The following is a 25,270-nucleotide window of genomic DNA, read 5'->3' on the forward strand; positions in this document are numbered from 1 at the left end:
TCCGGGCAGATCCCGAGGCGGGCCGCGGTCCGTGGCTGCCAATGTGGTGGGTCATGAGAGCGGTCGTGTTCACCAGGTTCGGTCCGCCGGAGGTGCTGGGCCTGCGCGAGGTGCCCAGACCGTCGCCGTCGGACGGTGAGGTCCTGATCCGGATCCGTGCCACGACGGTGACGTCGGCCGAGACCGGGATGCGGCAGGGCAGGCCCATGTGGGGGCGGGTGATCCTCGGCTTCACCGGCCCTCGCCGCGCGATGCGGACCCTCGGGCTTGAGTTCGCCGGTGAGATCGAGGCCGTGGGTGCAGGTGTCACCCGGTTCGTGCCGGGCGACCGGGTCTTCGGGTTCACCGGGTTCAAGCTGGGGGCGAACGCGGAGTACCGGTGCCTGCCGCAGGCCGCGTCGCTGGGCGCGATGCCCGCCGGGTTGAGCTTCGAGGAGGCTGCGGCGGTGGTGGACGGGGCGTCGACGGCGCTGTACTTCCTGCGCGACCGGGCCGGGGTGCGCTCCGGGCAGCGGGTGCTCGTCGTGGGGGCCTCGGGCAGCATCGGGATGTACGCGGTGCAGCTGGCCAAGCATTTCGGCGCCCACGTGACCGGCGTGTGCAGCGGAGCGAACGCCGACTTGGTCCGGTCGCTGGGCGCGGACGACGTGGTCGACTACACCCGTGAGGAGGTGACCGGTCGGGGCGGACGCTATGACGTCGTGTTCGACACGGTCGGCAAGCTCGGCTATCCGGCGGCACGCCGGGTGCTGCACCGGTCGGGTTGCTACCTGCCTACCACCGGGCTGGTCAATTACTGGTACGCGGTGATGGCGGCGGTGACCGGCGCGCCGAGGGTCAGGTGCGGGATGTCGGCGGACAAGACCCGGGCGCTGCCGTTCCTGCGGGACCTGATCGAGGCGGGCGGGCTGCGGATCGTCATCGACCGCACGTACCGCCTGGATGAGATCGTCGAGGCCCACCGGTACGTCGACACCGGCCGCAAGCGGGGCAACGTGGTGGTGACGGTCTAGGACGAGTGGCCCGCGCTGGAGGCGACGGCTCCGGCACGGCCCACTCGGGGCTGTTCGGTGGGACCTCAGGGGCGCCAGTTCTCGCCGGGCGTGAACTCGTATGCGTCCGGGCCGTCTCGGTCGTTGCGCACGCGGAACAGGTGCGATCGGATGGAGAGGGCCACGAACTCGACTGACGAGATCGAGTCGTTCTCCTGGAAGCCTGTCGTGCCGGGCACCTTGCTCCAATTCTTCATCGACGGGTATCGCCAGTTCGTCAGCGGGAACTCGGTACCGTCGTAGTAGGAGGCGCTCCACAGGGCGATTCCGGTGTCCTGGCCGACCCGTACGGCGACCGAGGAGATGACGTCGTTGAAGTCGTACTTGGCGAGGCTGGGGATCGACTCGTCGGTCAGCAGGATCCGCCCGCCTCCCTGCGGCTGGTTCTCGGGTGTCGCGGAGCCCGGCTCCGGGTCGGCTAGCCTGGCCGACCATGAGCGCCGACGACTGGCTGACCGACACTCGGACCTCGTACGACACCGTCGCGCAGAGCTACGCCGACTTCGTCCACACCGCGCTGGCGGCGGCGCCCTACCTGAGGTCGGCGCTGGCGCTGTTCGCCGAACTCGTGCGCGACGCCGGTGGCGGAATCGTGGCCGACGTGGGCTGCGGGCCGGGGAACGTGACCGCCCACCTGTACGACCTCGGCCTCGACATGATCGGCATCGACCTGTCCCCGGCGATGATCGAGATCGCCCGCCGCGACAATCCGGGACCCCGCTTCGAGGTCGGTTCGATGACCGATCTCGACCTGCCGGACGAGTCAGTCGCCGGCCTGCTCGCGTCCTGGTCGCTGATCCATGTGCCCGACGATGTGGTGCCCGGGGTGTTCGCGCAGTTCCGGCGGGTGCTTCGCCCGGGTGGTCCACTGCTGCTCGGCTTCCACGTGGGGGACACGTCCCGGCTGAAGACCGAGGGCTACGGCGGCCACCCGATGAAGGTGTACGTCCACCGCCGCCGGCCCGATCGGGTCGCGACCTGGCTGCGCGAGGCGGGCTTCACCGTGGAGGCCCAGTTACTGCTCGACGTGGACAGCGGCGCCCAGAGCGCGATCGTCATCGCCCGCCGCCAGCACGCCTGATCCGGTGCCCAAGGCCGGCCGACCGGCGAGTCGCATCGGCGGAAGTGTCGGTGCCAGGGGCGAGGATCGGCGGTATGGGCGAGTTTGAACCGCAGACCGCGAACGGCAAGGTGCTATGGCACTTCACGATGTCCCTGGACGGCTTCGTCGCGGGGCCGGACCACGCGATGGACTGGATGGCGGCCGCCACCATGCAGCCGGGCCTGATCGAGCAGTACGCGCGGACGACCGGTGCCGTGCTCGGCGGCCGTGACGGCTGGGACGCCTACCCGGACCCGCGCGGCATCTACGGCGGGGCCTGGTCCGGCCCGCTGTTCGTGCTCACGCACCGCCCTGAGGACGCGACACCCACCGAGGGAGTGACGTTCCTCGACTGCGGGCCGGTCGAGGCGGTACGCATCGGCCTGGCCGCCGCGGGCGGGAAGAACCTGGAGGTGTTCTCCCCGTCGATCGGCCGCCAGCTGCTGGAACTCGGACTGGTCGACGAGATCGACCTGCACGTCGCCCCGGTCCTGCTCGGCGCGGGCGTCCGGCTGTACGACAACCCAGCCGGGGCGCCGATCCGGCTCCACCGGGTGGGCGCGGAGGATCCGACCGCCGTGGTGAACGTCCGCTACCGCCCGCTGCGGTAATCGATTCGCTCCGCCGGAGCCGATGGCGTAGGCTTACGGAGCCGACGCGGGGTGGAGCAGCTCGGTAGCTCGCTGGGCTCATAACCCAGAGGTCGCAGGTTCAAATCCTGTCCCCGCTACTGAAAGAGAAGCCTGGTTCCGCACGCGGAGCCGGGCTTCTGACTATTGGGGAGCATCATCGTCGCGGGAAGCATCGTCAGCCATCGGTCTGACGGCCTGGCTTCAAACGGCTGCCTTGCCAGAACGTACGTTCTGATGCTTGCGCATGGCCTCAAAGAACAGTCGACCGTTGACGTGCAAGTTGATCTGCTCTTGGCTCGGCAGCGACGATCGGTTCAAGGCTCGTTCCAGTCCGCGCGTGCTCATCTGGATGATCGCGTCCATAGAGCGGACCCCGTGTTCGAAGCGGGCCACCGTCAAGAAGGCTGCGAGTACTCCGTCGTCGACGTCGAAACTGTCTTTCGTCTTGGCGACATGGTATTTCTCGAAGAGAGCATGGAGGGTCAGCGCCCGTCGCAGCTTGATCGCGGGCTCCAATGAACCGTCGGCGGAGTCGACGCTAGCGATGTCGATGTACCCTCGGATGCGGCTGATGAAGTCGACCGCCTTGTATTCGGGGGCGGCTTTGTGTGCCTTCTTCTTGAAATCGGCGAAGGTCTTGGACGTCCCGCCGATGAAGACGAACACCGCTGGGCCCAGGCGATGCACTGTTTCTCCCTGATTGAAGTTTCCGTCCTGTATGGGCGCGAGGAAGTAGCGGAGCCAGCCGAGGCGCTTGGTCCCCATCGGAGAGTCGAACTCATCCCACAGCGCCACGGGAACAACTCCGGATAGTGCTATATCGCGGATCTGATGGAGAGCTCCGATGAGATCGTCGGGTGATGACATCTGTGACAGATTGAACGTGTGCGATGCGATTCGCTTTTCTTCGCTCCATCTCCTGAAGAGTTCCTCCACTGCGAAGCCCTTCCCGGAGCCAGGGCATCCGAACACGGCGATGGCCAGGGGTTTGGCTCCGTGATGGAGATCGTTGTCAAGGTGGTTCTGGACGAGGTTGTCGATCGCGTGCAGACCTTCGATCTCCTCGCGATCCACCGTGATGAGCTTGCCGAACTTGGCCAGCGGGACATCGGGCAGCCGAGCGCTGACGGCCCTCTTGCCGCTGCGGGCGATCTGCATGAGGACAGAGTCATCGATGGCTGACATCTCGTATAGCGGCGGGCACTTCACGCGATTGTGGTCGGGGGTTGGGCGACTGGGATCAGGGATTTTGATGTCATCAAAGAGATTGTGGCTCCCATGTCTAAAGATGCTCGGGAAGAAGTTGAACGTTTTCTCGCCCTCGTTGACGTCGAACCCGGTGTCATACAACCTCTGCATGGCTACGAGACCGCTTTTGACGGCGTCGGCGAAACGAGGGGCGTCGAAATTGCGGGACAATTCTCGGACAAGGCAGGCGCAGAGGGCTCCTCCGTACCCGAACATCATCCCCTTGTCGTGCTGAGTGCGCCATTCGCCTTCCATGAGGCTCGACCTGTGGATCAATTGCCACTGTGTGAGTCTGTCCTGGAGCAGGAGCGCGCCGGAAGGTCCGAAGGAAACGACCAGTTTGGGGCACAGGGTCAGATCCTTGAGTTCATGACGAAGTTCGACTTCTGTGATCGTGTCGTACGCTGAACGTTCCCAGGAGAGGTTCCTGCTGATTTCAGCCTTCGCGTCCCTGAGCTTGGCAGCGCTGGTCAGGATGATGAGGCGCTCTTTGAGCCAGGCGTGCTCGCTCTTGCCGTTGCTCGCCAGTATCGTTTTGATCTCTTCCCAAAGTCCACCTTCGACTATGTTGAAACTCATCTTTAGAAGAACCCACGGCGGGTCGTCGGCATACTCGCTGAGAAGCAGTACATCTCTCCAATTCGCCGGATTTCTTCTGAAGCCGAGGTCGGCGTCGTCGATCACGATGATTCTTGGCGGTTGGGTCGGTCGGTTGGTGGGCGTGGCGTCTTTGCGAACCGAGGCGGGGTCGTCGACCGCGCGGCGAAAGCCGACATGTCCAGCTAGCCGGAAGACTGTTTTCTTATCGGATGAATAAGATCTCATTGTTGAGATCGAGTGGTTGAAGCCGCTGCCGTATGCGGTCAAGTCGGTGGCCAGTTCCGGTTCTTGCGCGCAATGCACCTGGTCTCGACCTGCCTTACCGCCGTTGATGGCAGCGTTGATCATCGATTTAAGCTGAAAGATTCCACCCTTGTGCCAATAGAGGTCGACGTTGGTGTGGGGGCGGTCGTCGGTGTTCTGTAGATTGCAATCGTTCTTCGGGACGATTGCCCAATCGATGGTTTGATCGCCAGTGACCAGCACTGGGTGCGTCGAAACAGATAGAGCGCTCATGGGATGCCTCTTGGTTGCTCAATTCGCTGTTGCTGCGGCCAAGCCCATGTGTGATAGACGGTGCTCACGGCTTACGTCGTACGCTCGATGCGACCACGTCGAGGAGTGACGCCTCTGTTCCATTGGACACCCTGGTCCGAGGTTTGAAAAGGGATCACGGCGTGATCTGTTCCGTGGGTTGATGCGGGTCGCTGGGTCCTGCAGCGACTCGACCCCCGCGGGTCGATGCCACTGCCGGGAGCCGACCCGGGTCGGCTCCCGGTCTCAGGTCAGCTCCAGGAGATGGCGAAGCTGTTGTCGGTGAAGGCGGCCGAGCCGTTCGTGCCGCTGATCTCGAAGCCGAACTGGGCCTCGCCGACGGTCACGTCACCCCACCAGTTCTGGGTGCGCAGCCAGTTCAGGATGGCGCGGATGTCGACCGTGCCCGAGTTCGTGTTGCTGGTGCGCAGGAACGAGAACACCGCGTTGGCCCCGTTGTTGCCCCGGTAGACGTTCCAGGTGTGCCCGCCGAGGCTGAGGTTGCGGAACGCCGGCACGGCACCGTTCGAGTCGTACTGGTCGGCGATCGGGCCGACGGCGCCGTTGTAGTTCATCCACAGCATGATCTCGTAGGCCCAGTTGTTGGCCCAGATGTCGTACGTGGTGGCGTAGTTGCCGCTGCCGGGCACGCTGACGTTGAACGAGCTGGTCATGCTGCCCAGCGAGCTGACGGTCCGGTTGACCGTGCCCTTGACCGTGTGCGGGTACGACTTGACGCCCGACGTCGTCGGGTGGTTGGCGATGACGCCCCAGTTCGTGGGCGTGCGCGCCCAGATGGTCTGGCTGCCCGCGCCGGAGCCCCAGATGTTGTTGTAGACGGTGTACCCGCTGTTGACCCAGTTGTCCCACTGCCCGGAGGCCACCCAGACGGCGTCGGACGGTACGCCGGGGGTGCCGCTGCTGCGCGATGGGCTGGGCGAGATCGAGCGCGACGGCGACGGTCCGGCGGTGCGGGTAGGGCTGGGCGAGCCGCTCACGCCGCCGGTGCAGGTGACGCCGTTGAGGCGGAAGCTCGTGGGGGCCGGGTTGCTGCTGGTGAACGACCCGTTGAAGCCGAAGTTGACGGTGCCGTTGGTCGCCACCGAGCCGTTGTAGCCGACGTTGACGGCGGTGACCTGCGTCCCGCTCTGGGTGATGGTGGCGTTCCAGTGCTGGCCGACGGTCTGGCCGCCGGAGTAGGACCAGACCAGGTTCCAGCCGCTGAGGGGGTCGCCGAGGTTCTTGACGGTGACGTCGGCGCCGAAGCCGCCGGGCCACTGGTTGGTGACGTTGTAGGTGACGGTGCAGCCGGCCGCCGCGTACGAGGGCAGTCCGGTGACGACCGCGGTCCCCAGGGCGGCCATCGTCGCCGCCGCTACGGCTGCGATGGCTGAGGTCCGTTTCCGCATGACTCCTCCAGTCGGTCGCCAGGGGGGCGGTCGCGGCCGTGGAGGGGCTGCTGGGCGTCCGGTGGCGACGGATTTAAGTTTATCGTATTTACAAACTTAAGAGCGGCTGTCGCGCGGGTCAACGCCGTGCGGACGATCGGCACGACCGGGTCGCCCGGACCGGGCTGTCGAATCAGGATGCCGACCGGTACGCTCCCGCCCATCCGTGCGCACAGATGACTCCGACGCGCCTCCAGTGCGCTGGATCGCGCACAGCGCCTGCGCGCAGTGAGCGAAAGGGAAGATCCACGATGACGCAGCTCGACTCCGACCTGGCCCTGCTGGCCGACACCGTGCTGCAGCCCGGCTTCGTCGGCACCTCGGCGCCGGACTGGGTGCGCCGCAGACTCGGCCGGGGCCTGGGCGGGGTCGCGCTGTACTCGCGCAATGTCGCCGACCGCGAGCAGACCGCCGAGCTGACCGCGCAGCTGCGTGCCGAGAACCCGGACGTGGTGATCGCGATCGACGAGGAGGCCGGTGACGTCACCCGGCTGGACGCCCGCACCGGCAGCGACCGACCCGGGAACCTGGCGCTGGGCGCCGTGGACGATCCGGACCTCACCGAGGCCGTGGCCCGCGACATCGGCGCCGACCTGGCCGCCGTGGGCATCACCCTGAACTACGCGCCCACCGTCGACGTCAACTCCCGGCCCGAGAACGTCGTCATCGGGGTGCGGTCCTTCGGCGCCGATCCGGCGCTGGTCGCCCGGCACAGCGCGGCCTGGGTGCGCGGGCTGCAGGCGGCCGGGGTGGCCGCGTGCGCCAAGCACTTCCCGGGGCACGGCGACACCGTGGAGGACTCGCACTTCGACGCGGCCCGGGTGCACGCCTCGCGCGAGGAGCTGGCCGCCACCGCGCTGCCGCCGTTCACCGCCGCGATCGCCGCCGGGGTGCGCGCGATCATGACCGGACACCTGCTGGTCACCGCGTACGACGAGGAGCTGCCGGCCACGTTGAGTCCGGTGCTGCTGACGGGGCTGCTGCGCGAGCGGCTGGGCTTCCAGGGGCTGATCGTGACCGACGGCATCGAGATGGCGGCCGTGGCCCGGCAGTGGGGCGTCGGCGGGGCCGCGGTGCGGGCGCTGGCGGCCGGTGCCGACGCGATCTGCGTGGGCGGCGAGTACAAGAACGAGGGCATCGTCGGGCTGCTGCGCAACTCGATCGTCACCGCGGTGCGCGAGGGTGCGCTGGCGCAGGAGCGGCTGGCCGACGCGGCGGCGCGGGTGCGCGCACTGGCCCGGTGGGGGCGCGAGGCCGCGGCGGATCTCGGGCGTACGCCGGAGGTCGGGCTCGCCGCGGCCCGGCGGGCGGTGCGGGTGACCGGTTCGGGGCTGCCGCTGGCGGGTCCGGCGCACGTGGTCGAGCTGGACACCCCGACCGGGATCGCCGTCGACCAGAGCATGCCCTGGGGCGTGGCCGGGCCGCTGGCCGCGCTGCTGGCCGGTACCACCACCGGACGGGTCGGCCCCGAGCCCGAGCCGGACTGGCTGGACGCGGCGCTCGCGGCGGCGGACGGCCGGGCCCTGGTCGTCGTGGGGCGCGACGCCGCCCGGCACCCCTGGGCGCGGCAGGCGCGGGCGCGGCTGCTCGCGGCCCGGCCGGACGCGGTCGTGGTCGAGCTCGGCATGCCGGAGCCCGAGCCGGTGGGGTCGGTCTATGTGGTCACCCACGGCGGAACCCGTGCCTGCGGACGGGCCGCCGCCGAGGTCCTGACCGGACGGCACTGATCGGAAAATCTTCTGAATCGGATGCGGCGCGACCGGAGCGGTCACTTGGCTGGCCGCGCCGGTCAAAACGTCGAGACATGTCTATTCACGTGCGGAAACGGTCTATGTCTTTCAGTTAAGAGTCTTGCCAGTTTAAGAAATCCACCTTACGTTTGCCCCCGACTGACTCGCATTCTCCAGTCGCGGGGGGACACTCATGGCCGAGTCCGAAGCAGGCATTCTCACGGCGGCGCAGCAGCGGCTGTGGTTCCTGGACCGGTTGGACCCAGGCGATGCGGCGTACCACATCTCGACCACCAGCCGCCTGCGCGGGCAGCTGGACTACGAGCTGCTGACGCGCGCCTACGACGACGCCACCCGGCGGCACGAGAGCCTGCGCACCCGCTTCGGCGACCACGACGGCGTGCCGTACCAGCAGGTCCAGGACCCGCGCCCGACCCCGGTCGAGTACGCCGACCTGTCGGCCGCCCCGGACCCGCAGGCGGCCGCCCGCGCCCGGGTCGAGGAGCTGATCGGCCGCCCCTTCGACCTCGCCCAGGGGCACCTGATCCGGGTCGGACTGCTGCGGCTGTCCGCGGACGAGCACGTCCTGTGCACCGTCGTGCACCACATCGTCGGCGACGGCTGGTCGATGAACCTGCTCTACCGGCAGATCACCGAGTCCTACCGGGGCCTCGAACCGGCCGCCCCGGCCGTGCGCTACCTCGACCACGCCGCCGCCCGCGCCGGTGCCGCCGGCACCGGCCTGGACTTCTGGGCCGGCGTCCTGGCCGACCCGCCGACGCTGGACCTGCCGCTGGACCGGCCCCGCCCGCCCGTGCGCACGTCGGCGGGCGGCGTGGTGTTGCGCGAGTTCCCCGGCGACACCCTGCGCGCCGTGCAGGCCGCCACCCGGCAGCTGCGGTGCACGCCGTACATGCTGCTGGTGACGCTGTACGAGCTGGCCCTGGCGCAGCTGTCCGGCCAGGACGACCTGACCGTCGGCACCCCGGTCGCCGGGCGCGACGACACCGCGCTGGAGGCGGTGTTCGGCTACTTCAGCGGGATGCTGGTGCTGCGCGCCGACCTCTCCGGCGACGTCACCTTCCGCGACCTCGTGCTGCGGACCCGCAAGTCGTTCATGGAGGCGTTCGCGCACCAGGACATCCCGTTCGAGGACCTGACCGCGCGGCTGGACCTGCCCCGCGACCTGAGCCGCAACGCACTGTTCCAGGCCACGTTCACGCTGCACACCACCATGAACGTCTCCGCCACCGCGACCGACGGGTTCGGCGGGCTGGCCGCCGAGGCGTTCGACTCCGGCACCCCGCACGTCAAGACCGACGTGGCGATGGACGTGCAGCTCGGCGCCGACGCGATGGACGTGGCGCTGACCTACAACCGCGACCTGTTCGACCCGGCCACCGCGCACGCGCTGGCCGACCGGTTCACCGCGCTGCTGCACACGGTGCTGGCCGACCCGGACGCCCGCGTCCGCGAGCTGCCGCTGGTCGACGACGACACCCGCGCCGAACTGCTGCGCCTGGGCACCGGACCCGACCTGGCACCCGACGTGCCCCTGCTGGACCGGATCGAGTCGACCGTCGCGGCCACCCCGGACGCGATCGCGCTGCGCAGCGGGGACGAGCAGGTCAGCTACGCGCGGCTGTGGACCGGCGCGGGCGAGCTGGCCGAGTCGCTGCGCGCGGCCGGGGTCGCCCCGGGCGCGCTCGTCGGCGTGAGCGTGCCGCGCGGCGCCGACCTGATCGTGTCGCTGCTGGCGGTATGGCGGGTCGGCTGCGGCTACGTGCCCCTCGATCCGCAGCTGCCCGCCGCCCGCCGCGACGCGATGACCGCCCAGGCCGCGGTGGCCGCGGTGCTGACCGCCGACGGCGTCCTGCCCGGCGCGGCCGAGCCGACGACCGCACCCGACGCCGCCTATGTGCTGTTCACCTCGGGTTCGACCGGGACGCCGAAGGCCGTTCTGGTCGGCCGGCGAGCCCTCGACGACCGTACGACGTGGATGGCCGCCGAGTACGCGCTGACCGCCGCCGACCGGGTGGTCCAGTTCGCGGGCGTCGGGTTCGACACCCACGCCGAGGAGATCTGGCCGACCCTGGCCACCGGCGGCACGCTCGTGCTGCTGCCCGACGGCCCGCAGTCGCTGCCCGAACTGCTCGCCGCCGACCCGGCGGTCACGGTCCTGGACCTGCCCACGGCGTACTGGCAGGCGCTGCTGGACGTGGTGCCCGCGTGGCCCGCCGCGCTGCGGCTGGTCATCCTCGGCGGAGAACAGGTCGACGCCGCCGCGATCGCGACGTGGCGGGACCGGCACGCCGACCGGATCCGCCTGGTCAACACCTACGGCCCGACCGAGGCCACGATCATCGCCACCGCGACCGACCTGGGCGGGGCCGACACGCGCCGCCGCCCGCCGATCGGCCGCCCGCTGGCCGGTGTCCGGGCCTACGTGCTGGACCGGTTCGGGCGCCTGGTGCCGCCCGGCGCGGCCGGGGAGCTGTGCCTGGCCGGAGCGGGGCTGGCCGAGGGCTACCTGGGCCAGGGGGAGCTGACCGCCGAGCGGTTCGCGCCCGACCCGTACGGGCCGGGGCTGATGTACCGCACCGGGGACCGGGTCCGCTGGCGCCGGGACGAACCCGTGCTGGAGTTCCTGGGCCGGGTGGACCGGCAGCTGAAGGTGCGCGGGGTGCGGATCGAGCCCGGCGAGGTCGAGGCGGTCCTCACCGGGCATCCGGGTGTCGGCCAGGCGGCCGTGGTGGCGGTCGGGGACACCCTGGTCGGGTACGTCACCGGCCCGGTCGGCGCCGACGAGGTGCGCGCGTCCGCCGCGCGGCGGCTGCCCGCGCTGCTGGTGCCGAGCGTGGTCGTGGTGCTGGCCGAGCTGCCGCTGACGCGCAACGGCAAGGTGGACCTGCGCGCCCTGCCGCCGGTGACCGTCGGGCAGGAGCTGCGCGCCGACTACCTCGCACCGCGTACCGACGCCGAGGTGCTGGTCGCGGGGATCTTCACCGAGCTGCTGCCGATCGAGCGGGCCGGGGCGCACGACGACTTCTTCGCCCTGGGCGGGCACTCGCTGCTGGCCACCCGGGTCATCGCCCGGCTGCGTGCCACCGTCGAGCTGGACCTGCCCATCCGGGCGCTGTTCGACCGGCCCACCGTGGCCGGGTTCGCCGACGCCGTCGAGCAGGCGCTGGTCGCCGAGATCGACCGGCTCACCGAGGAAGAGGCCGCGGCGCAACTGCTCGCGGCGGGACAGGGAGCACCGTGACCGACGTCGCCGAGACCCCGCAGGCCGCCACGCTGTCGGCGACGAAGCGCTCGCTGCTGGCCGCGCGGCTGCGCCAGAGCACCGCCGCCCCGGCCGCGACGATCACGCCGCGGCCGGCGGGTACGCCGGTGCCGCTGTCGCACGCGCAGGAGCGGCTGTGGTTCATGGAGCAGTTCGCGCCCGGCACCGCGGCGTACACGATCCAGGTGGTGCTGCGGGTGCGGGGCGGCCTGGACCCGGCGGTGCTGGCGGCGGCGCTGAACGCGGTCGCGGCCCGGCACGAGAGCCTGCGGATGCGGTTCGGGGCCACCGCCGACGGCGAGCCGGTGCTGCACCTCGACGACACCGTCCACCTCGACCTCGCGGTGCTCGACGCGCAGGGCGCCGACCCGGCCGCGCGCGAGGAGCACGTCCACGAGGCGGTACGGGCGCGGCTGGCCGAGCCGTTCGACCTGGCCGCCGGCCCGCTGGTCCGCGCCGCGCTGTACCGGCTCGACGAGGGCGAGCACGTGCTGATGCTGGCCGTGCACCACATCGTCTGCGATGGCTGGTCGGTCGACGTCCTCGTCGGCGAGCTGGTCGCCTACTACGACGCTTTGGCCGCGGGCGCCCCCGACCCGCTGCCTCCGCTCACCGCGCAGTACGGCGACTTCGCCTGCTGGCAGCGGTCCCGGGTGGCCGACGGCGGGCAGGCCCGCGACGTGGCGTTCTGGCGCGAGCGGCTGACCGGCGTGCCGCCGCTGGACCTGCCCACCGACTTCCCGCGCCCGGTCGAGCAGACGTTCGCCGGTGCCGCGCACGGCATCACCCTGGACGGTGCGCTGGTCGGGGCGCTGCAGCGGCTGGCCCGCGAGCACGGGGCGACGCTGTACATGACGCTGCTGGCCGCGTACGCCGCCGTGCTGGCCCGGCACGCCCGGCAGGACGACTTCGCGATCGGGTCGCCGCAGGCCGGGCGGACCCACCCCGAGCTGGAACCGCTGATCGGCATGTTCGTCAACATGCTGGCCACCCGGATCGACGCCGCGGGCGACCCGACGTTCGCGCAGCTGCTGGCCCGGGTCCGGGAAGCGACCCTGGACGGGTACGCCCACCAGGACCTGTCCTTCGAGCAGGTCATCACCGAGCTGAACGTGGTCCGCGACGTGGGCCGCTCGGCGGTGTTCCAGGTCGTGTTCGCGCTGCAGAACTACACCGCGCCGGGCCGGGCCTCGGCCAGCGGGCTGAGCGTGTCGCCGTTCGGCTCCCGCGCGGTAGCGACCCGGTTCGACCTGGAGCTGTCGCTGCTGGAGGGTGCCGACGGGCTGTGGGGGTCGTTCACGTACAACACCGACCTGTTCACCGCCGACACCGTCGCCCGGATCGCCGACGGGTTCGCGCAGCTGCTGGCGGCTGTGGTCGCCGATCCGCACCGGCCGCTGAGCCGCCTGTCGGCGGTCGCGGGCGCGGCCCGGGAGCAGGTGCTGACCGGCTGGAACGACACCGACGCGCCGTTCCCGGACACCGAGACCCTGCACGGGCTGATCCAGCGGCAGGCCGCCGCGACGCCCGGCGCGCCCGCGCTGACCTTCGAGGGCGCCACGATCACCTACGCCGAGCTGCTGGTCCGGGCGCACCGGATCGCGCACCGGCTGCGGGGCCTCGGCGCCGGGCCGGGACGGCTGGTCGCGGTGTGCGCCGAGCGAAGCCACGACCTCGTCGCCGCGCTGCTCGGCACGATGATCTCCGGGGCGGCGTACCTGCCGCTGGACCCGGAGTACCCGGCCGACCGGCTCGCGTTCATGCTCGACGACGCCGACGTGGCCGCCGTGCTGACCGCCGGTCCGGCCCGCGACGTCCTGCCGCCGACCGGGCGGCCGGTGCTGGCGCTGGACGACCCGGCGGCCTGGGCCGGACTGCCCGACACCGCGCCGGAGCCGCTGGCCGGGCCGGACGACGTCGCCTATGCGATCTACACCTCCGGCTCGACCGGCCGCCCGAAGGGCGTGCTCAACGGGCACCGGGGCATCGTCAACCGGCTGCACTGGATGCAGCGCCGCTACGGGCTGACCGGCGCGGACACGGTGCTGCAGAAGACACCGGCCGGGTTCGACGTGTCGGTGTGGGAGTTCTTCTGGCCGCTGCTGACCGGGGCGCGGCTGGTGCTTGCCCGGCCCGGCGGCCACAAGGACGCGGCGTACCTGCGGGACCTGGTCGTGGCCGAGGAGGTCACGACGCTGCACTTCGTGCCGTCGATGCTGGGCATGTTCCTGGCCGAGTCGGGCATCGCGGCGTGCGCGTCGCTGCGGACGATCGTGTGCAGCGGCGAGGAGCTGCCCGTCGACCTGGCGCTGCGGACCCTGGCCGCGCTGCCGGGCGCGCAGCTGCACAACCTGTACGGCCCCACCGAGGCCGCGATCGACGTCACCGCCTACCACTGCACGGAGGGCGGGCTGGCGGGGCAGGCGCGGGTGCCGATCGGCGGCCCGATCGACAACATCCGGGTGTACGTCCTGGACCAGCACGGCGAGCCGCTGCCCGTCGGCGTGCCCGGTGAGCTGCACCTGGCCGGGGTCGGCCTGGCTCACGGCTACCTGAACCGGCCGGAGCTGACCGCGGAGAAGTTCGTCACCGGCCTGGACGGGCGGCGCCTCTACCGCACCGGCGACCTGGCCCGCTGGCGCCCCGACGGCACGATCGACTTCCTCGGCCGCATCGACGGGCAGGTGAAGCTGCGCGGCCTGCGCATCGAACTGGGGGAGATCGAGGCGGCGCTGCGCGACCAGCCGGGCGTACGCGAAGCCGCCGTCATCGTGCGCGAGGACTCCCCGGGCGACAAGCGCCTGGCGGCGTACCTGGTCACCGACGCCGAACCGGACACGGCCGAGCTGCGGGCGGCCCTCAAGCGGCGCCTGCCCGACTACATGGTGCCCACCGCGTACGTGCCGCTGGAGCGGCTGCCGCTCACGCCCAGCGGCAAGCTCGACCGGCGCTCGCTGCCCGCACCGCAGCGCGGCCGCGACGCCAACGCCGTGTTCGAGGCCCCGGCCACCCCGACCGAGGTCGCCGTCGCCGCGATCTGGGCCGAGGTGCTGGAGCTGGAGCAGATCGGCCGCGACGACGACTTCTTCGACCTCGGCGGGCACTCGCTGCTGGCCACGCAGGTGATCGCGAAGCTGCGCCGGGCCGCCGGGGCGGGCGTGTCGGTGATGGACCTGTTCAAGAACCGGACCGTGCGCGAACTGGCCGCCCTGGTGGACGTGCCCGCCAACCAGCGCGGACCCCGTGCCCTGGTGCACGAGCTGACCCGGCCCGTGCCGGCCGCCCGGCTGGTGCGCAGCCTCGTCTGCGTCCCGTACGGCGGCGGCAGCGCCGTGGTCTACCAGCCGCTGGCCGACGCGCTGCCCGCCGGGCACCGGCTGTTCTCCGTCGCGATCCCCGGCCACGACATCGGCCTGGACGAGGACGCGCTGCCCTTCGACGAGCTCGCCGAACGGTGCACCGCCGAGATCCTGGAGAAGGTCACCGGCCCGATCGCCCTGTACGGCCACTGCGGCGTGGGCTCCGCGCTGACCGTCGAGATCGCCCGCCGGCTGGAGCAGCGCGGCCGCGACCTCGACGCCGTCTACATCGGCGCGATCTTCCCGTTCGCGCGGCCGCAGAGCAAGGTGTGGATGGCGCTGTCGCGGATCACCCGGATGGAGTCGCTGCGCTCGGACAAGGCGTACGCCAACTGGCTGACCTCGATGGGCGTCGACATGAGCGACATCGAGCCCGGCCAGGCCCGCCAGATCATCCGCAACATGCGCCGCGACTCCGACAGCGCCGAGGCGTACTTCACCGAGCTGATGCACAGCGGCACCGACCGGCTGCGCGCCCCGATCATCAGCGTCGCGGGCGAGCGCGACCCGGCGACCGAGTTCTACCCGGAGCGCTTCACCGAGTGGCACTTCCTCACCGACGACGCGGCGGTGGTGGTGCTGGACGAGGCCGGGCACTTCTTCCTCAAGTGGCGGGCCGACGAGCTGGCCGAGATCGTGACCACGGTCGACCCGGCGGTGAAGGCGGAACAGTCCGCGCCGCTGACCCGCCAGAGCCGGGGCGAGCGGGCCAGCTGGTGGCTGCACGGCACCTCGACGGCGACCGGCCGGGTCGTCACGACCGGGCCGCAGCCGAGCATGGGCCGGTTCCTGATGGTCGCGTTCGCGCAGCTCATCTCGATCCTCGGGTCGACGCTGACGGACGTGGCGCTGCCGCTGTGGGTGCTGCACGAGACCGGGTCGCTGCTGGACTTCTCGCTGCTGGCCGTCGCCGGGCTGATCCCGGGGCTGGTGGTGCTGCCGCTGGCGGGGGCGGTGGTCGACCGGTACAGCAGGCGCCTGGTGATGCTGTGCGGCGACGTCGGCGCGGGCGGCACCCAGCTGGTGCTCGGCGTGCTGCTGTGGACCGGGTCGCTGCAGGTGTGGCACATCTACCCGCTGATCGCGCTGCTGTCGGTGTCGCTGACCTTCCAGCGCCTGGCGTACGGGTCGGCGATCCCGCAGCTGGTGCCCAAGCAGTACCTCGGCCACGCCAACGGCGTCGTGCAGATGATCGGCGGCGTCGCCACGATCATGATGCCGATGCTGTCGGTGGCGCTGCTGGCCGTGATCGACCTCGGCGGCATCCTGGTCATCGACGTGCTCAGCTACGCCGCCGCGATCGCGATCGTGCTGCTGGTCCGGTTCCCGCGCACGCTGGCCTGGAAGCGGCGGGAGAGCCTGTCGGCCGAGATCAGGGAGGGGTTCCGGTTCTCCTGGGGCAACCACGGGTTCCGGTCCATGCTGGCGTTCTTCATGGCGCTCAACATCTTCCTGTCGCCGCTGTTCATGATGATGACACCGCTGGTGCTCGCGTTCGGGGGCATGGACCAGGTCGCGCAGATCTCCGTCGCGGGCGGGGTCGGGGCGTTCCTGGGCGGGCTGACGATGAGCTTCTGGGGCGGACCGCGGCACCGGCGGCTGTTCACCGTACTGTGCTGCACCCTGGTGCTGGCGGTGTTCTGCCTGATCATCGGGTTGCGGCCGACGCTGTGGGTGATCGCGGTCGGATCGTTCGGCATCTCGATGTGGCTGGTGCTGCTCAACGGCGTCTACACCACGATCGTGCAGGTCAAGGTGCCGCAGCGGTTCCACGGCCGGGTGTTCGCGATCAACACGGTGATCGCCTGGTCGACGCTGCCGCTGGGCTGGACGCTGGTCGGGCCGGTCGGGTCGAGCCTGCTGGAGCCGCTGATGGCCGCCGACGGGCCGCTGGCGGGGACGCTCGGGCGGATCATCGGCACCGGCGAGGGGCGCGGCATCGGGCTGCTGTACCTGATCCTCGCGCTCTGCATCGCGGCCGTGGTGCTGGTGGCGATGCGGTTGCCCGCGATCAAGCGGTTCGACGACGACGTGCCCGACGCCCGGCCCGACGACCAGTTCGGGCTGGAGGAGATCCGCCGCCGCGCGGCCGCCGACTCCGCTTCGGACTCGGCCTCGGCCGCCTCCGGCCAGGTCGAGCGGGTCGACGCGTGAACGCGCGCTACCGCGTCACGGGCCGGGCGGTGACCGCGTGAGCGCCGTCGCCGCCGCCAGGGCCGCCGCGCGTGCGGCCGGACGCGCCCCGCTGACCGTGCCGCAGCTGCTGGCGGCGCGGGCCCGGACCCAGCCGGACCATGTCGCGATCACGCAGGGTTCGACCACGCTCGACCTGGCGACCTGGCAGCGGCGCACCCAGGCGATCGCGGCCGGGCTGCGGGAGGGCGGCGTGCGGCCGGGGGACCGGGTCGGGCTGCTGTACGGCGCCCGCGACTGGATCGCCTACGCCACCGCGTACACCGGCGTCCTGGCCGCCGGTGCCGTCGCGGTGCCGCTGTCGACCCGCAGCGCCGCCGCCGAGCTCGACTACATGCTGCGCCACAGCGGCGCGGTCGCGCTGCTGCACGGCCCCGACGCGGTCCGGCCCGAGACACCGATCCAGCTGGTATGGGATCCCGCCGCCGTAACCGCCCTGCCCGACGCCGGACCGCTGCCCGGCCCCGACCCGGCCGCGCCCGCCCAGATCCTCTACACCTCCGGCACCACCGGTCGGCCCAAGGGCGTCACCGCCGTACACGCCAACCTCACCCACGGCTGCCGCATCGACCCGCCGCTGCGCCGCCTGGCCCACTCCCGGCAGTTCCTGCACGCGTTCCCGATCGGCACCAACGCCGGGCAGACCATGCTGCTCAACGCCCTGGACGCGCACGCCGGGATGCTGGCCACCGCCCGGTTCGCCGCCGCGCACTTCGCCCGGCTCATCGCCGAGCGCCGCGTCGGCAGCGTGTTCGTGGTGCCCGCGATGGCGATCGAGCTGCTGCACTCCGGTGCGCTGGCCGAGCACGACCTGTCCAGCGTGGTGCTGCTCGGCTCCACCGCCGCCGCGCTGCCGCCGTCGATCGCGGCGGGCCTGGCCGCGCAGCTGCCCAAGGCGACGATCGTCAACTACTACACCTCCACCGAGGCCGCGCCGACGCAGACCAGCATGGTGTTCCACCCCGACCGGCCCGCCGCGCTCGGCAAGGCCACCGGCGGCGGTGAGCTGCGCATCCTGACCGCCGACGGCACCCCGTGCCCGCCCGGCACCGTCGGCGAGGTGTGGCTGCGCGCTGCCGGGACGGCCCGGTCCTACCACGACGACCCGGACGCGACCCGGCACGTGTTCCGCGACGGCTGGACCCGGATGGGCGACGTCGGCCACCTCGACGAAGACGGCTACCTGTACCTGGCCGACCGCGAGAGCGACGTCATCAAGAGCGGCGCCGACAAGGTCTCCACCGTCGCCGTGGAAGCGGCCCTGCACGAGCACCCGGAGATCACCGACGCGGCCGTGCTCGGCCTGCCCGACCCGGTGCTCGGCAAGGTGCCCGCGGCGGTGCTGGTCGCCGCGCGGCCGCTGACCCTGGCCGAGGTACGCGCGTTCCTGGCCACCCGGCTGGCCGCCCACGAGCAGCCCAGCCGCCTCGCCCACGTCACCGAACTGCCCCGCAACGCCGGGGGCAAGGTCATCAAGCACCGGCTCCGGGCCCTGTTCACCGAGCGGCCCGACCAGGAGGGAACCTCATGACCCAGGCACTGGACGGCATCCCCGTCACCCTCGCCCAGCAGGGCGTCTGGTTCACCGAACGGGTCGGCGCCGCCGACACGGCGTACCGGCTGGCCGTCGCGGTCACCCTGCCCGGCCCGGCGGACCCGGACCGGCTCGATCAGGCCTGGGCGCAGGTCGCGGACCGGCACCCGGCCCTGGCGGTCGCGGTGACCGAACACGACGGCGAGCCGCTGCTGCGGGCCGTGCCGGCCGCACCGGTCGCCTACCGCACCGGCGACCTGGACACGGTGGTCGCCGACGAGCTCAAGCGCCCGTTCGACCTGGCCCAGGGCCCGCTGGCCCGGTGCAGCGCGATCCACACCGACCTCGGCACGACCGTGCTGGTCGTCGCGCACCACCTGATCTTCGACGGCGCGTCCAAGGACGTGCTCGTCGCCGACCTGCTCGCCGCGTACGACGGGCGGCCGCTGCCGTCCGGGTCGCCGGCCGAGCTCGGCGCCGCCGCCCGTGCCCAGGCGCAGCGGATCGCCGAGGGCACCGCGGCCGCGCGCGAGTTCTGGGCGACCCGGCCATCGCCGTCCGGCGAGGTGGCCCTGCCCTACGCCGACGGGCCCGTGACCGCCGCCGAACCGCACGCCTCAGTGCGGTTCAGCCTGGGCGCCGACCTCGACGCGGCGCTGACCGCCAACGCGGACACACTCGGGTTGACCCGGTTCGAGCAGCTGCTCGCGGCGGTGCACGCGGTCCTGGCCCGGTACGGCAACACCACCACGTCGGTCGCGGTAGACCTGACCACCCGCACCCCGGACCTGTCCGGCGAGATCGGCATGTGGGTCAACGAACTGCCCGTCACCGTCGCCCCCGACCTCGACCAGCCGTGGGCCGCGTTCGCGCACACGGTCCGGGCCGAGGCCCGCGCGGTCTACCGCCACCGCGAGGTGCCGCTCGGCCGGGCGGTGCCCGGCCTGACGCCCCGGCTCGCGCTCGCGCCGGTGTCGGTCAGCTACCGGCGCCGCGGCGACCTCGACGCCGACGTGCACTGGGAGCTCGTTCCGCCGGTGGTGCGCACCGCGCTGCACCTGCAGCTCGTGGACAGCGCCGCGGGGCTGGCCGGGTCGGTGTACGTGCCCGCCCGGCACGCGCCCGCCGCCGAGCGGTTCTTCCTGCACCTGACCCGGTTGCTGGAGTCGGCCGTGGCGGATCCGCAGCGCCCCGTCCGGGAGCTGGACCTGCTCACCGCCGACGAGCAGGCGCTGCTCGCGGCGGGCAACGCCACCGACCGGCCGCGCCGGGCCGCCACCGTGCTGGACCTGGTCCGCGAGCAGGCCGACCGCAGCCCCGACGCGACCGCCGTGTCCGGCACCGACGGTGAGCTGACCTACCGGCAGCTGGTCCAGGCCGCGCACCGGGTCGGCAACGGCCTGCGCGCCCGGGGCGTCGCCGACGGCGACCTGGTCGGCCTGTGCGCCAGGCGGAGCACCGAGCTGGTCGCCGGGGTGCTGGGCATCCTGGCGGCCGGGGCCGCGTACCTGCCGCTGGATCCGTCGTACCCGCAGGCAAGGCTGGAGTTCATCGCCGCCGACGCGGGCGCGAAGGTGATCCTCGGCCACACCGGCGGGCCCCTGGACGTGCTGGCGCTGGACGGGCTGGCCGTGTTCGCGGCCGAGCCCGACACCGCCCCGCAGACCGGCGGCGACCCGGACGCGCTCGCGTACGCCATCTACACCTCGGGCTCGACCGGCCGCCCGAAGGGCGTCGAGATCGGACACGCGGCGCTGGCGAACCTGATCGCGGCCATGGCGGAGCTGCTGGGCACCGACCCGGCGCACCGCTGGCTCAACCTGACCTCGCTGTCGTTCGACATCAGCGGCCTGGAGCTGTTCCTCCCGCTGACCACCGGCGCGCGGGTGATCGTCGCGCCGGACGCGGCCACCCGCGAGGGCGCCGCGCTGGACCGGCTCATCCGCGACAGCGGCGCCACCCACGTACAGGCCACCCCGTCGACCTGGCGGATGCTGCTGGACGCCGACTTCGCCGGGGCGCCGATCACGGCTCTGTGCGGCGGCGAGCCGCTGCCGCCGCCGCTGGCCAGGCGCCTGCGCGAGCGCACCGCCCGGCTGCTCAACGTGTACGGCCCCACCGAGACCACCATCTGGTCCACCGCCGCCGAGATCCCCGCCGACCCGCAGCGGATCACCATCGGCGGCCCGTTGGCCAACACCACCCTGCACGTGCTGGACGAGTCGCTGCGCCCGCTGCCGCCGGGCGTGCCCGGTGAGCTGTGCATCGGCGGCGCCGGCCTGGCCCGGGGCTACCGGGGCCGCCCGGAGCTGACCGGGCAGAAGTTCGTGACCGTGGCCGGGCAGCGCCTCTACCGCACCGGTGACCTGGTGCGGCTGGGCGCCGACGGGCAGGTCGAGTTCCTGGGCCGGGTCGACGACCAGATCAAGCTGCGCGGCCACCGCATCGAACTCGGCGAGATCGAGCAGACGCTGCTCGGCGCCGCGGGCGTGGGCCACGCCGCCGTCGCGGTACGCGGCTGCACCCTCGTGGCGTACCTGGTCGGCGCCGGCGACCTGCCGGAGATCCGGCGGCACCTGTCGGGCACCCTGCCCCGCTACATGATGCCCGGCCAGTACGTGTGGCTGGACCGCCTGCCGCTCACCCCGAACGGCAAGCTCGACCGCAGGGCGCTGCCCGAACCGCCCGCGCTGGCCGGCAGCCCGGCCGAGGACCCGGCCGACGAGCTCGACGGCGCCTGCGCGGCCGCGCCCGAGACCGCGGCCGTGCCCGGCGGGGACCTGCTCGCCCAGGTCACCGCGATCTGGTGCGAGGTGCTGCGCATCGACGACATCGCCCCGGACGACACCCTGTTCGACCTCGGCGGGCACTCGCTGACCATCACCCAGATCACCGCCCGGGTCCGCGACGCGTACGGCGTCGAGGTGCCCTTCGACGTCTTCTTCGACACCCCGACCGTCGAAGGCGTCGTCGCCTCGATCGAAGAGCTGCTGGGGGAGCAGGCGTGACCGCCACGACCCTGGAGACCGACCTCGCCGGACTGGTGGCCCAGGCCAGCGAGGGCGCGGTGACCCCGGCGCAGGCGCTGGCCGAGCCGCACTCGCTGGGCCTGCTGGGCCTGACCTCGCTGGGGTTCCTGCGGCTCATCCACGCCGTCGAGCGCCGCTACGGCGTCGCGCTCGACCTGGACGACGATGTGTCGTACCTGGACACGATCGGCAGCCTGGCCGCGCACCTGCGCGAACGGGGCGTCTGATGCCGACGGTGGCGGTGCGCGGGGCACCGGGCGCGGCCGCGCCGCTCACCTGGGGCCAGTACGCCATCTGGGCCGCGATCGGGCGTACCGCCCCCAACGACCACTACTTCAACCTCACCCGCGTGCTGACCCCACCGGACAGGTGCCGCCCGCTCGATCCCGATACGGCACTCGACCGGATCGGCACGGCGCTGAGCAGGCATCCGGCCCTGCGCACCCGGATCGTGCCCGCCGGCACCGCCCCGGGCCGGGCACCAGCCGGCACCGACCGGTCGGCGGTGCCGCCGGGGTCGGCGGTCCAGCAGGAGATCGTGGCGGAGGCCGACGTCGCCGTGCGCACCGTCGCGGCCGCCGACGAGGCCACGGCCGGATCCGCCGCGACCGACCTGGTCGAGGAGCTGGCCGCGACCGCGTTCGACTACGGCACCGAGGCGCCGGTCCGGGTCGGGCTCGTCCTCGTCGACGGTGCCGTCGCCCGGGTGGTGCTGGCACTGTGCCACCTGGCCACCGACGGCCACGGCGCCGACATCCTGCTCCGCGACCTGCGCCTGGCGCTGCTCGGCCGCACCGGGCCGCCGCCGGGCGACCCGGGCACGGTCGTGGCCGAGGAGACCTCGGCGGCGGGGCGGGACCGCAGCGACGGCGTAGTGGACACCTGGCGCGACGCCTACCGGGCCCTGCCGCCGAGCATGTTCCCCACGCCGCGCGCCGAACCGCAGCCGGTGCGCTGGTGGGTCGGGCGGCTGACCTCGCCCGCCCTGGGGCTGGCCGCCGCCGCGCTCGCCGCGCGGCACCGCACCAGCGTGTCGTCGGTGCTGTTGGCGGCCACCGCCGCGATGGTCAGCGCCGACGGCGCGGGCGACCGGGCGGCCGTGCTGACCATCGTCGGCAACCGGTTCGACCCGTCCCGGCGCGACCTGGTCGCCACCCTGTCCCAGGAGGGCCTGTTCACCCTGGACACCTCCGCCGCCGACTTCGCCGACCTGCTGCGGCCCGCCTGGCGGGAGAGCCTGCGCGCCTACCGGTCCGGCTACTACGACCAGCTCGCCCTGGACGCCGCGCTGGCGCAGGTCAGCGCCGAGCGCGGCGAGCAGGTCCATCCGATGTGCTGCTTCAACGACATGCGCCTGGTCGACCTGCCGCCCGGCCCCGCGCCCACCGCCGAGCAGGTCCGCGCGGCCCGCGCCGCGACCGTGTTCACCTGGGCGGCGCCGCAGCCGCTGGTCGGCTGCCGGTTCTGCGCGCACGTGACCGCCGCCGGTCCGGCGCTGACCTACCAGGTCACCGGCGACACCCGGTACCTGCCGCCGCAGCGGCTGCGGGCGTTCGCGCTGGGGCTGGAGGAGCTGGTGGTGGCGGCCGTGGCCGGCCCGGCGCCGCTTGCGGCGCTGCCGGCGCGGCTGGGCGGGGCGGCCGCATGAGGCTCACCGCTTACGCCCGCGCCTGCGCCGTCGACCCCGGCAAGAGCCTCGACTTCGTGGTCGCCTGCGTCGAGCCTGGTCATCCGCTCGGACACGTCACCGTCGTGGACGTGCCGACCGGGCAGGTCATGCTCGTCGACACCGTGGACGGGCCGCACTGGTCGCTGGACGTGCCCGGGAACTGGCCCAGTTCGCTGTACCGGGCCGCGTTCCGCGGCGACGGCCGCGCCGCCTCGACGGTCGCCGACAGCCCCGAGGCGGACGTCCACTTCGTCGTACGCGGCACCGGCGACGCCGAGGTGCTGGTGTCGGTGCCGTTCCTGACCTGGCAGGCGTACAACCGGGCGGGTGAGCCGGGGCAGGGCCTGTACTACGCGGAGGAGCCGACCCGGGCCGCGAAGGTCGGCTTCGACCGCCCCGGCGGCGGGCCGCCGCCGCAGGAATGGGAGCACGGGCTGATCCGGTGGCTGCCCGGCAGCGGGCTGCGGGTGGCGTACTGCGCCAACCTGGACCTGCACGACCAGCCCGAACTGCTGGCCCGGCACCGGGTGCTGGTCGTCAACGGCCACGACGAGTACTGGACCTGGGAGATGCGCGACCACGTCGAGGCGTACGTGCGCGGCGGCGGCAACCTGGCCGTGTTCGGCGCCAACACCTGCTGGTGGCAGATACGGCTTGAGGACGGCGGCCGGAGCATGGTGTGCCATCGCGACGCCGTCGCCGACCCGGTGGCCCGTACCGATCCGTCGCGCACCACCGTCGAGTGGTCCAGTGCGCCGGTCGACCGGCCTGAGAACGCGCTGACCGGGGTCAGCTACCGGCGCGGGGCCGGGACGTGGGGCGAGCACATGGTGAAGATGCGCGAGGAGTCGTACCGGGTCCGGTTCGCCGAACACTGGGTGTTCGCGGGCACCGGGCTGCGCGACGGCGAACCCTTCGCCCAGGGCGCCCTCGGGTACGAGACCGACGCCGCCGACTTCACCGAGGTCGACGGCGTACCCCGGGTGACGGGCCGGGACGGCACCCCGCCCGGGTTCGTCATCCTCGCCACCGCCGACCTGCGGCACTGGCGCCACTACGGGCAGGGCGGCCACGCCACCATGGGCGTGCACCGGCTGGGGCAGGGCGAGGTGTTCACCGCCGCGACCGTCAACTGGGGCGCCGCACTGGCCGACCCGGTCGTGGACCGGATCACCCGCAACGTGCTGGCGCGCTTCACCCGGGCGGCCGAGCCGGGCTTCGAGCCGATCGGCCCGGCGGTGCCGGGCGCGGTGCTGGCCGCGTGCGAGGGGCGCCTGTTCGCGGCCGCGGACGGCGTGCTGCGGGTACGGGAGCTGTGCGGGCAGAACCTGTCGTGGCGCACCGTGGACACCGCGCCGGAGCTGGTGGCGCTGGGCTCACCACGGGAGGCGTACCGGGGCATGCCGTTGGGTCTGCTGGGCGTGACCACCGACGGGCGCATCGTCTACCGCGATCCGGTGCCCGAACCGGCCCCGTGGCGCGACCTCGGCGGCGCCGCCGCCGGGACGACGGCGCTGGCCTGCGTGAACGCCACCTACTTCGCGGTCGCCGACGGCGGGCTGTGGTCCCGGACAGCGGCGTCGCTGGCCGACGGCACGGGAGCCTGGCAGCGGATCGACGACGCGACCGGCGTGGTCGCGCTGGCCGGGCTGAGCGGCCTGCTGTTCGCCGCGACCGGCGCCCGGCTGCGCTGCCGGCCGCCGGTGGACGGCCCGGCGCCGTGGACCGACCTCGGCCCGGCCGCCGGGGTGACCGCGCTGGCGGGCGCGGCCGGCATGCTCGTGGCCGGGGGCGCGGACCTGCGCTGGCGGCAGGCCGCGGCCGCGCGTGATTCCCGGCCGCCGGCGCCGTAGC

14 protein-coding genes and 1 tRNA gene are annotated in these 25,270 nt (G+C 72.5%); 12 read left to right on the plus strand and 3 right to left on the minus strand.

Going from position 1 to position 25,270, the window contains the following annotated elements:
* Positions 1-53: 53 nt before the first annotated feature.
* The gene (locus QEZ54_RS27485) at positions 54-1,013 is read left to right on the plus strand and encodes an NAD(P)-dependent alcohol dehydrogenase (protein WP_281307625.1); all 960 of its coding nucleotides are present in this window, start codon (positions 54-56) and stop codon (positions 1,011-1,013) included.
* A 65-nt stretch (positions 1,014-1,078) separates the two neighbouring features.
* Here QEZ54_RS27485 and QEZ54_RS27490 read toward each other — a convergent pair whose 3' ends face one another.
* On the minus strand, positions 1,079-1,249 hold the full coding sequence (locus tag QEZ54_RS27490; protein ID WP_281307626.1) for a hypothetical protein: 171 nt from the start codon (positions 1,247-1,249) through the stop codon (positions 1,079-1,081).
* A gap of 236 nt (positions 1,250-1,485) precedes the next feature.
* Here QEZ54_RS27490 and QEZ54_RS27495 point away from each other — a divergent pair, with 236 nt between their 5' ends.
* The 3 genes from QEZ54_RS27495 to QEZ54_RS27505 all read left to right on the plus strand — a co-directional run bounded on the left by QEZ54_RS27495 (position 1,486) and on the right by QEZ54_RS27505 (position 2,884).
* Positions 1,486-2,133 (plus strand): class I SAM-dependent methyltransferase, encoded by a 648-nt coding sequence (locus tag QEZ54_RS27495; protein WP_281307627.1) that lies wholly within the window; start codon positions 1,486-1,488, stop codon positions 2,131-2,133.
* Positions 2,134-2,207: 74 nt separating this feature from the next.
* Positions 2,208-2,765 carry a dihydrofolate reductase family protein gene (locus QEZ54_RS27500; RefSeq protein WP_281307628.1) on the plus strand — a complete coding sequence of 186 codons (558 nt, stop codon included), beginning with the start codon at positions 2,208-2,210 and terminating at the stop codon, positions 2,763-2,765.
* 45 nt (positions 2,766-2,810) lie between these two features.
* Positions 2,811-2,884, plus strand: a tRNA-Met gene (locus tag QEZ54_RS27505).
* Between the two features lie 103 nt (positions 2,885-2,987).
* On the opposite strand, the gene QEZ54_RS27510 is transcribed toward QEZ54_RS27505, so the two are convergent.
* Positions 2,988-5,150: a hypothetical protein gene (locus tag QEZ54_RS27510; RefSeq protein ID WP_281307629.1), complete on the minus strand. Its 2,163-nt coding sequence runs from the start codon at positions 5,148-5,150 to the stop codon at positions 2,988-2,990.
* Between the two features lie 269 nt (positions 5,151-5,419).
* Entirely contained in the window at positions 5,420-6,577 is a 1,158-nt protein-coding gene (locus tag QEZ54_RS27515) for a cellulose binding domain-containing protein (RefSeq protein ID WP_281307630.1), read from the minus strand.
* Between the two features lie 290 nt (positions 6,578-6,867).
* Here QEZ54_RS27515 and QEZ54_RS27520 point away from each other — a divergent pair, with 290 nt between their 5' ends.
* The 8 genes from QEZ54_RS27520 to QEZ54_RS27555 all read left to right on the plus strand — a co-directional run bounded on the left by QEZ54_RS27520 (position 6,868) and on the right by QEZ54_RS27555 (position 25,269).
* Entirely contained in the window at positions 6,868-8,343 is a 1,476-nt protein-coding gene (locus QEZ54_RS27520; protein WP_281307631.1) for a glycoside hydrolase family 3 N-terminal domain-containing protein, read from the plus strand.
* A gap of 196 nt (positions 8,344-8,539) precedes the next feature.
* Positions 8,540-11,611 (plus strand): condensation domain-containing protein, encoded by a 3,072-nt coding sequence (locus QEZ54_RS27525; protein ID WP_281307632.1) that lies wholly within the window; start codon positions 8,540-8,542, stop codon positions 11,609-11,611.
* Positions 11,608-17,145 carry a non-ribosomal peptide synthetase/MFS transporter gene (locus tag QEZ54_RS27530; RefSeq protein WP_281307633.1) on the plus strand — a complete coding sequence of 1,846 codons (5,538 nt, stop codon included), beginning with the start codon at positions 11,608-11,610 and terminating at the stop codon, positions 17,143-17,145. Before QEZ54_RS27525 ends, QEZ54_RS27530 begins: the two co-directional genes overlap by 4 nt.
* 37 nt (positions 17,146-17,182) lie before the next feature.
* Positions 17,183-18,715 (plus strand): class I adenylate-forming enzyme family protein, encoded by a 1,533-nt coding sequence (locus QEZ54_RS27535; RefSeq protein ID WP_281307634.1) that lies wholly within the window; start codon positions 17,183-17,185, stop codon positions 18,713-18,715.
* The gene (locus QEZ54_RS27540) at positions 18,712-21,726 is read left to right on the plus strand and encodes an amino acid adenylation domain-containing protein (RefSeq protein WP_281307635.1); all 3,015 of its coding nucleotides are present in this window, start codon (positions 18,712-18,714) and stop codon (positions 21,724-21,726) included. Before QEZ54_RS27535 ends, QEZ54_RS27540 begins: the two co-directional genes overlap by 4 nt.
* Positions 21,723-21,974: a phosphopantetheine-binding protein gene (locus tag QEZ54_RS27545; protein ID WP_281307636.1), complete on the plus strand. Its 252-nt coding sequence runs from the start codon at positions 21,723-21,725 to the stop codon at positions 21,972-21,974. Before QEZ54_RS27540 ends, QEZ54_RS27545 begins: the two co-directional genes overlap by 4 nt.
* Positions 21,974-23,395, plus strand: coding sequence for a hypothetical protein (locus QEZ54_RS27550; RefSeq protein ID WP_281307637.1), 1,422 nt, complete (start codon positions 21,974-21,976; stop codon positions 23,393-23,395). The genes QEZ54_RS27545 and QEZ54_RS27550 overlap by 1 nt, the downstream gene beginning before the upstream one ends.
* Complete coding sequence (locus QEZ54_RS27555; protein WP_281307638.1) at positions 23,392-25,269, plus strand: N,N-dimethylformamidase beta subunit family domain-containing protein; 1,878 nt, start codon at positions 23,392-23,394, stop codon at positions 25,267-25,269. The genes QEZ54_RS27550 and QEZ54_RS27555 overlap by 4 nt, the downstream gene beginning before the upstream one ends.
* Position 25,270: the final 1 nt, after the last annotated feature.

This window comes from Catellatospora sp. KI3 (assembly GCF_029948125.1).
Lineage (GTDB): Bacteria > Actinomycetota > Actinomycetes > Mycobacteriales > Micromonosporaceae > Catellatospora.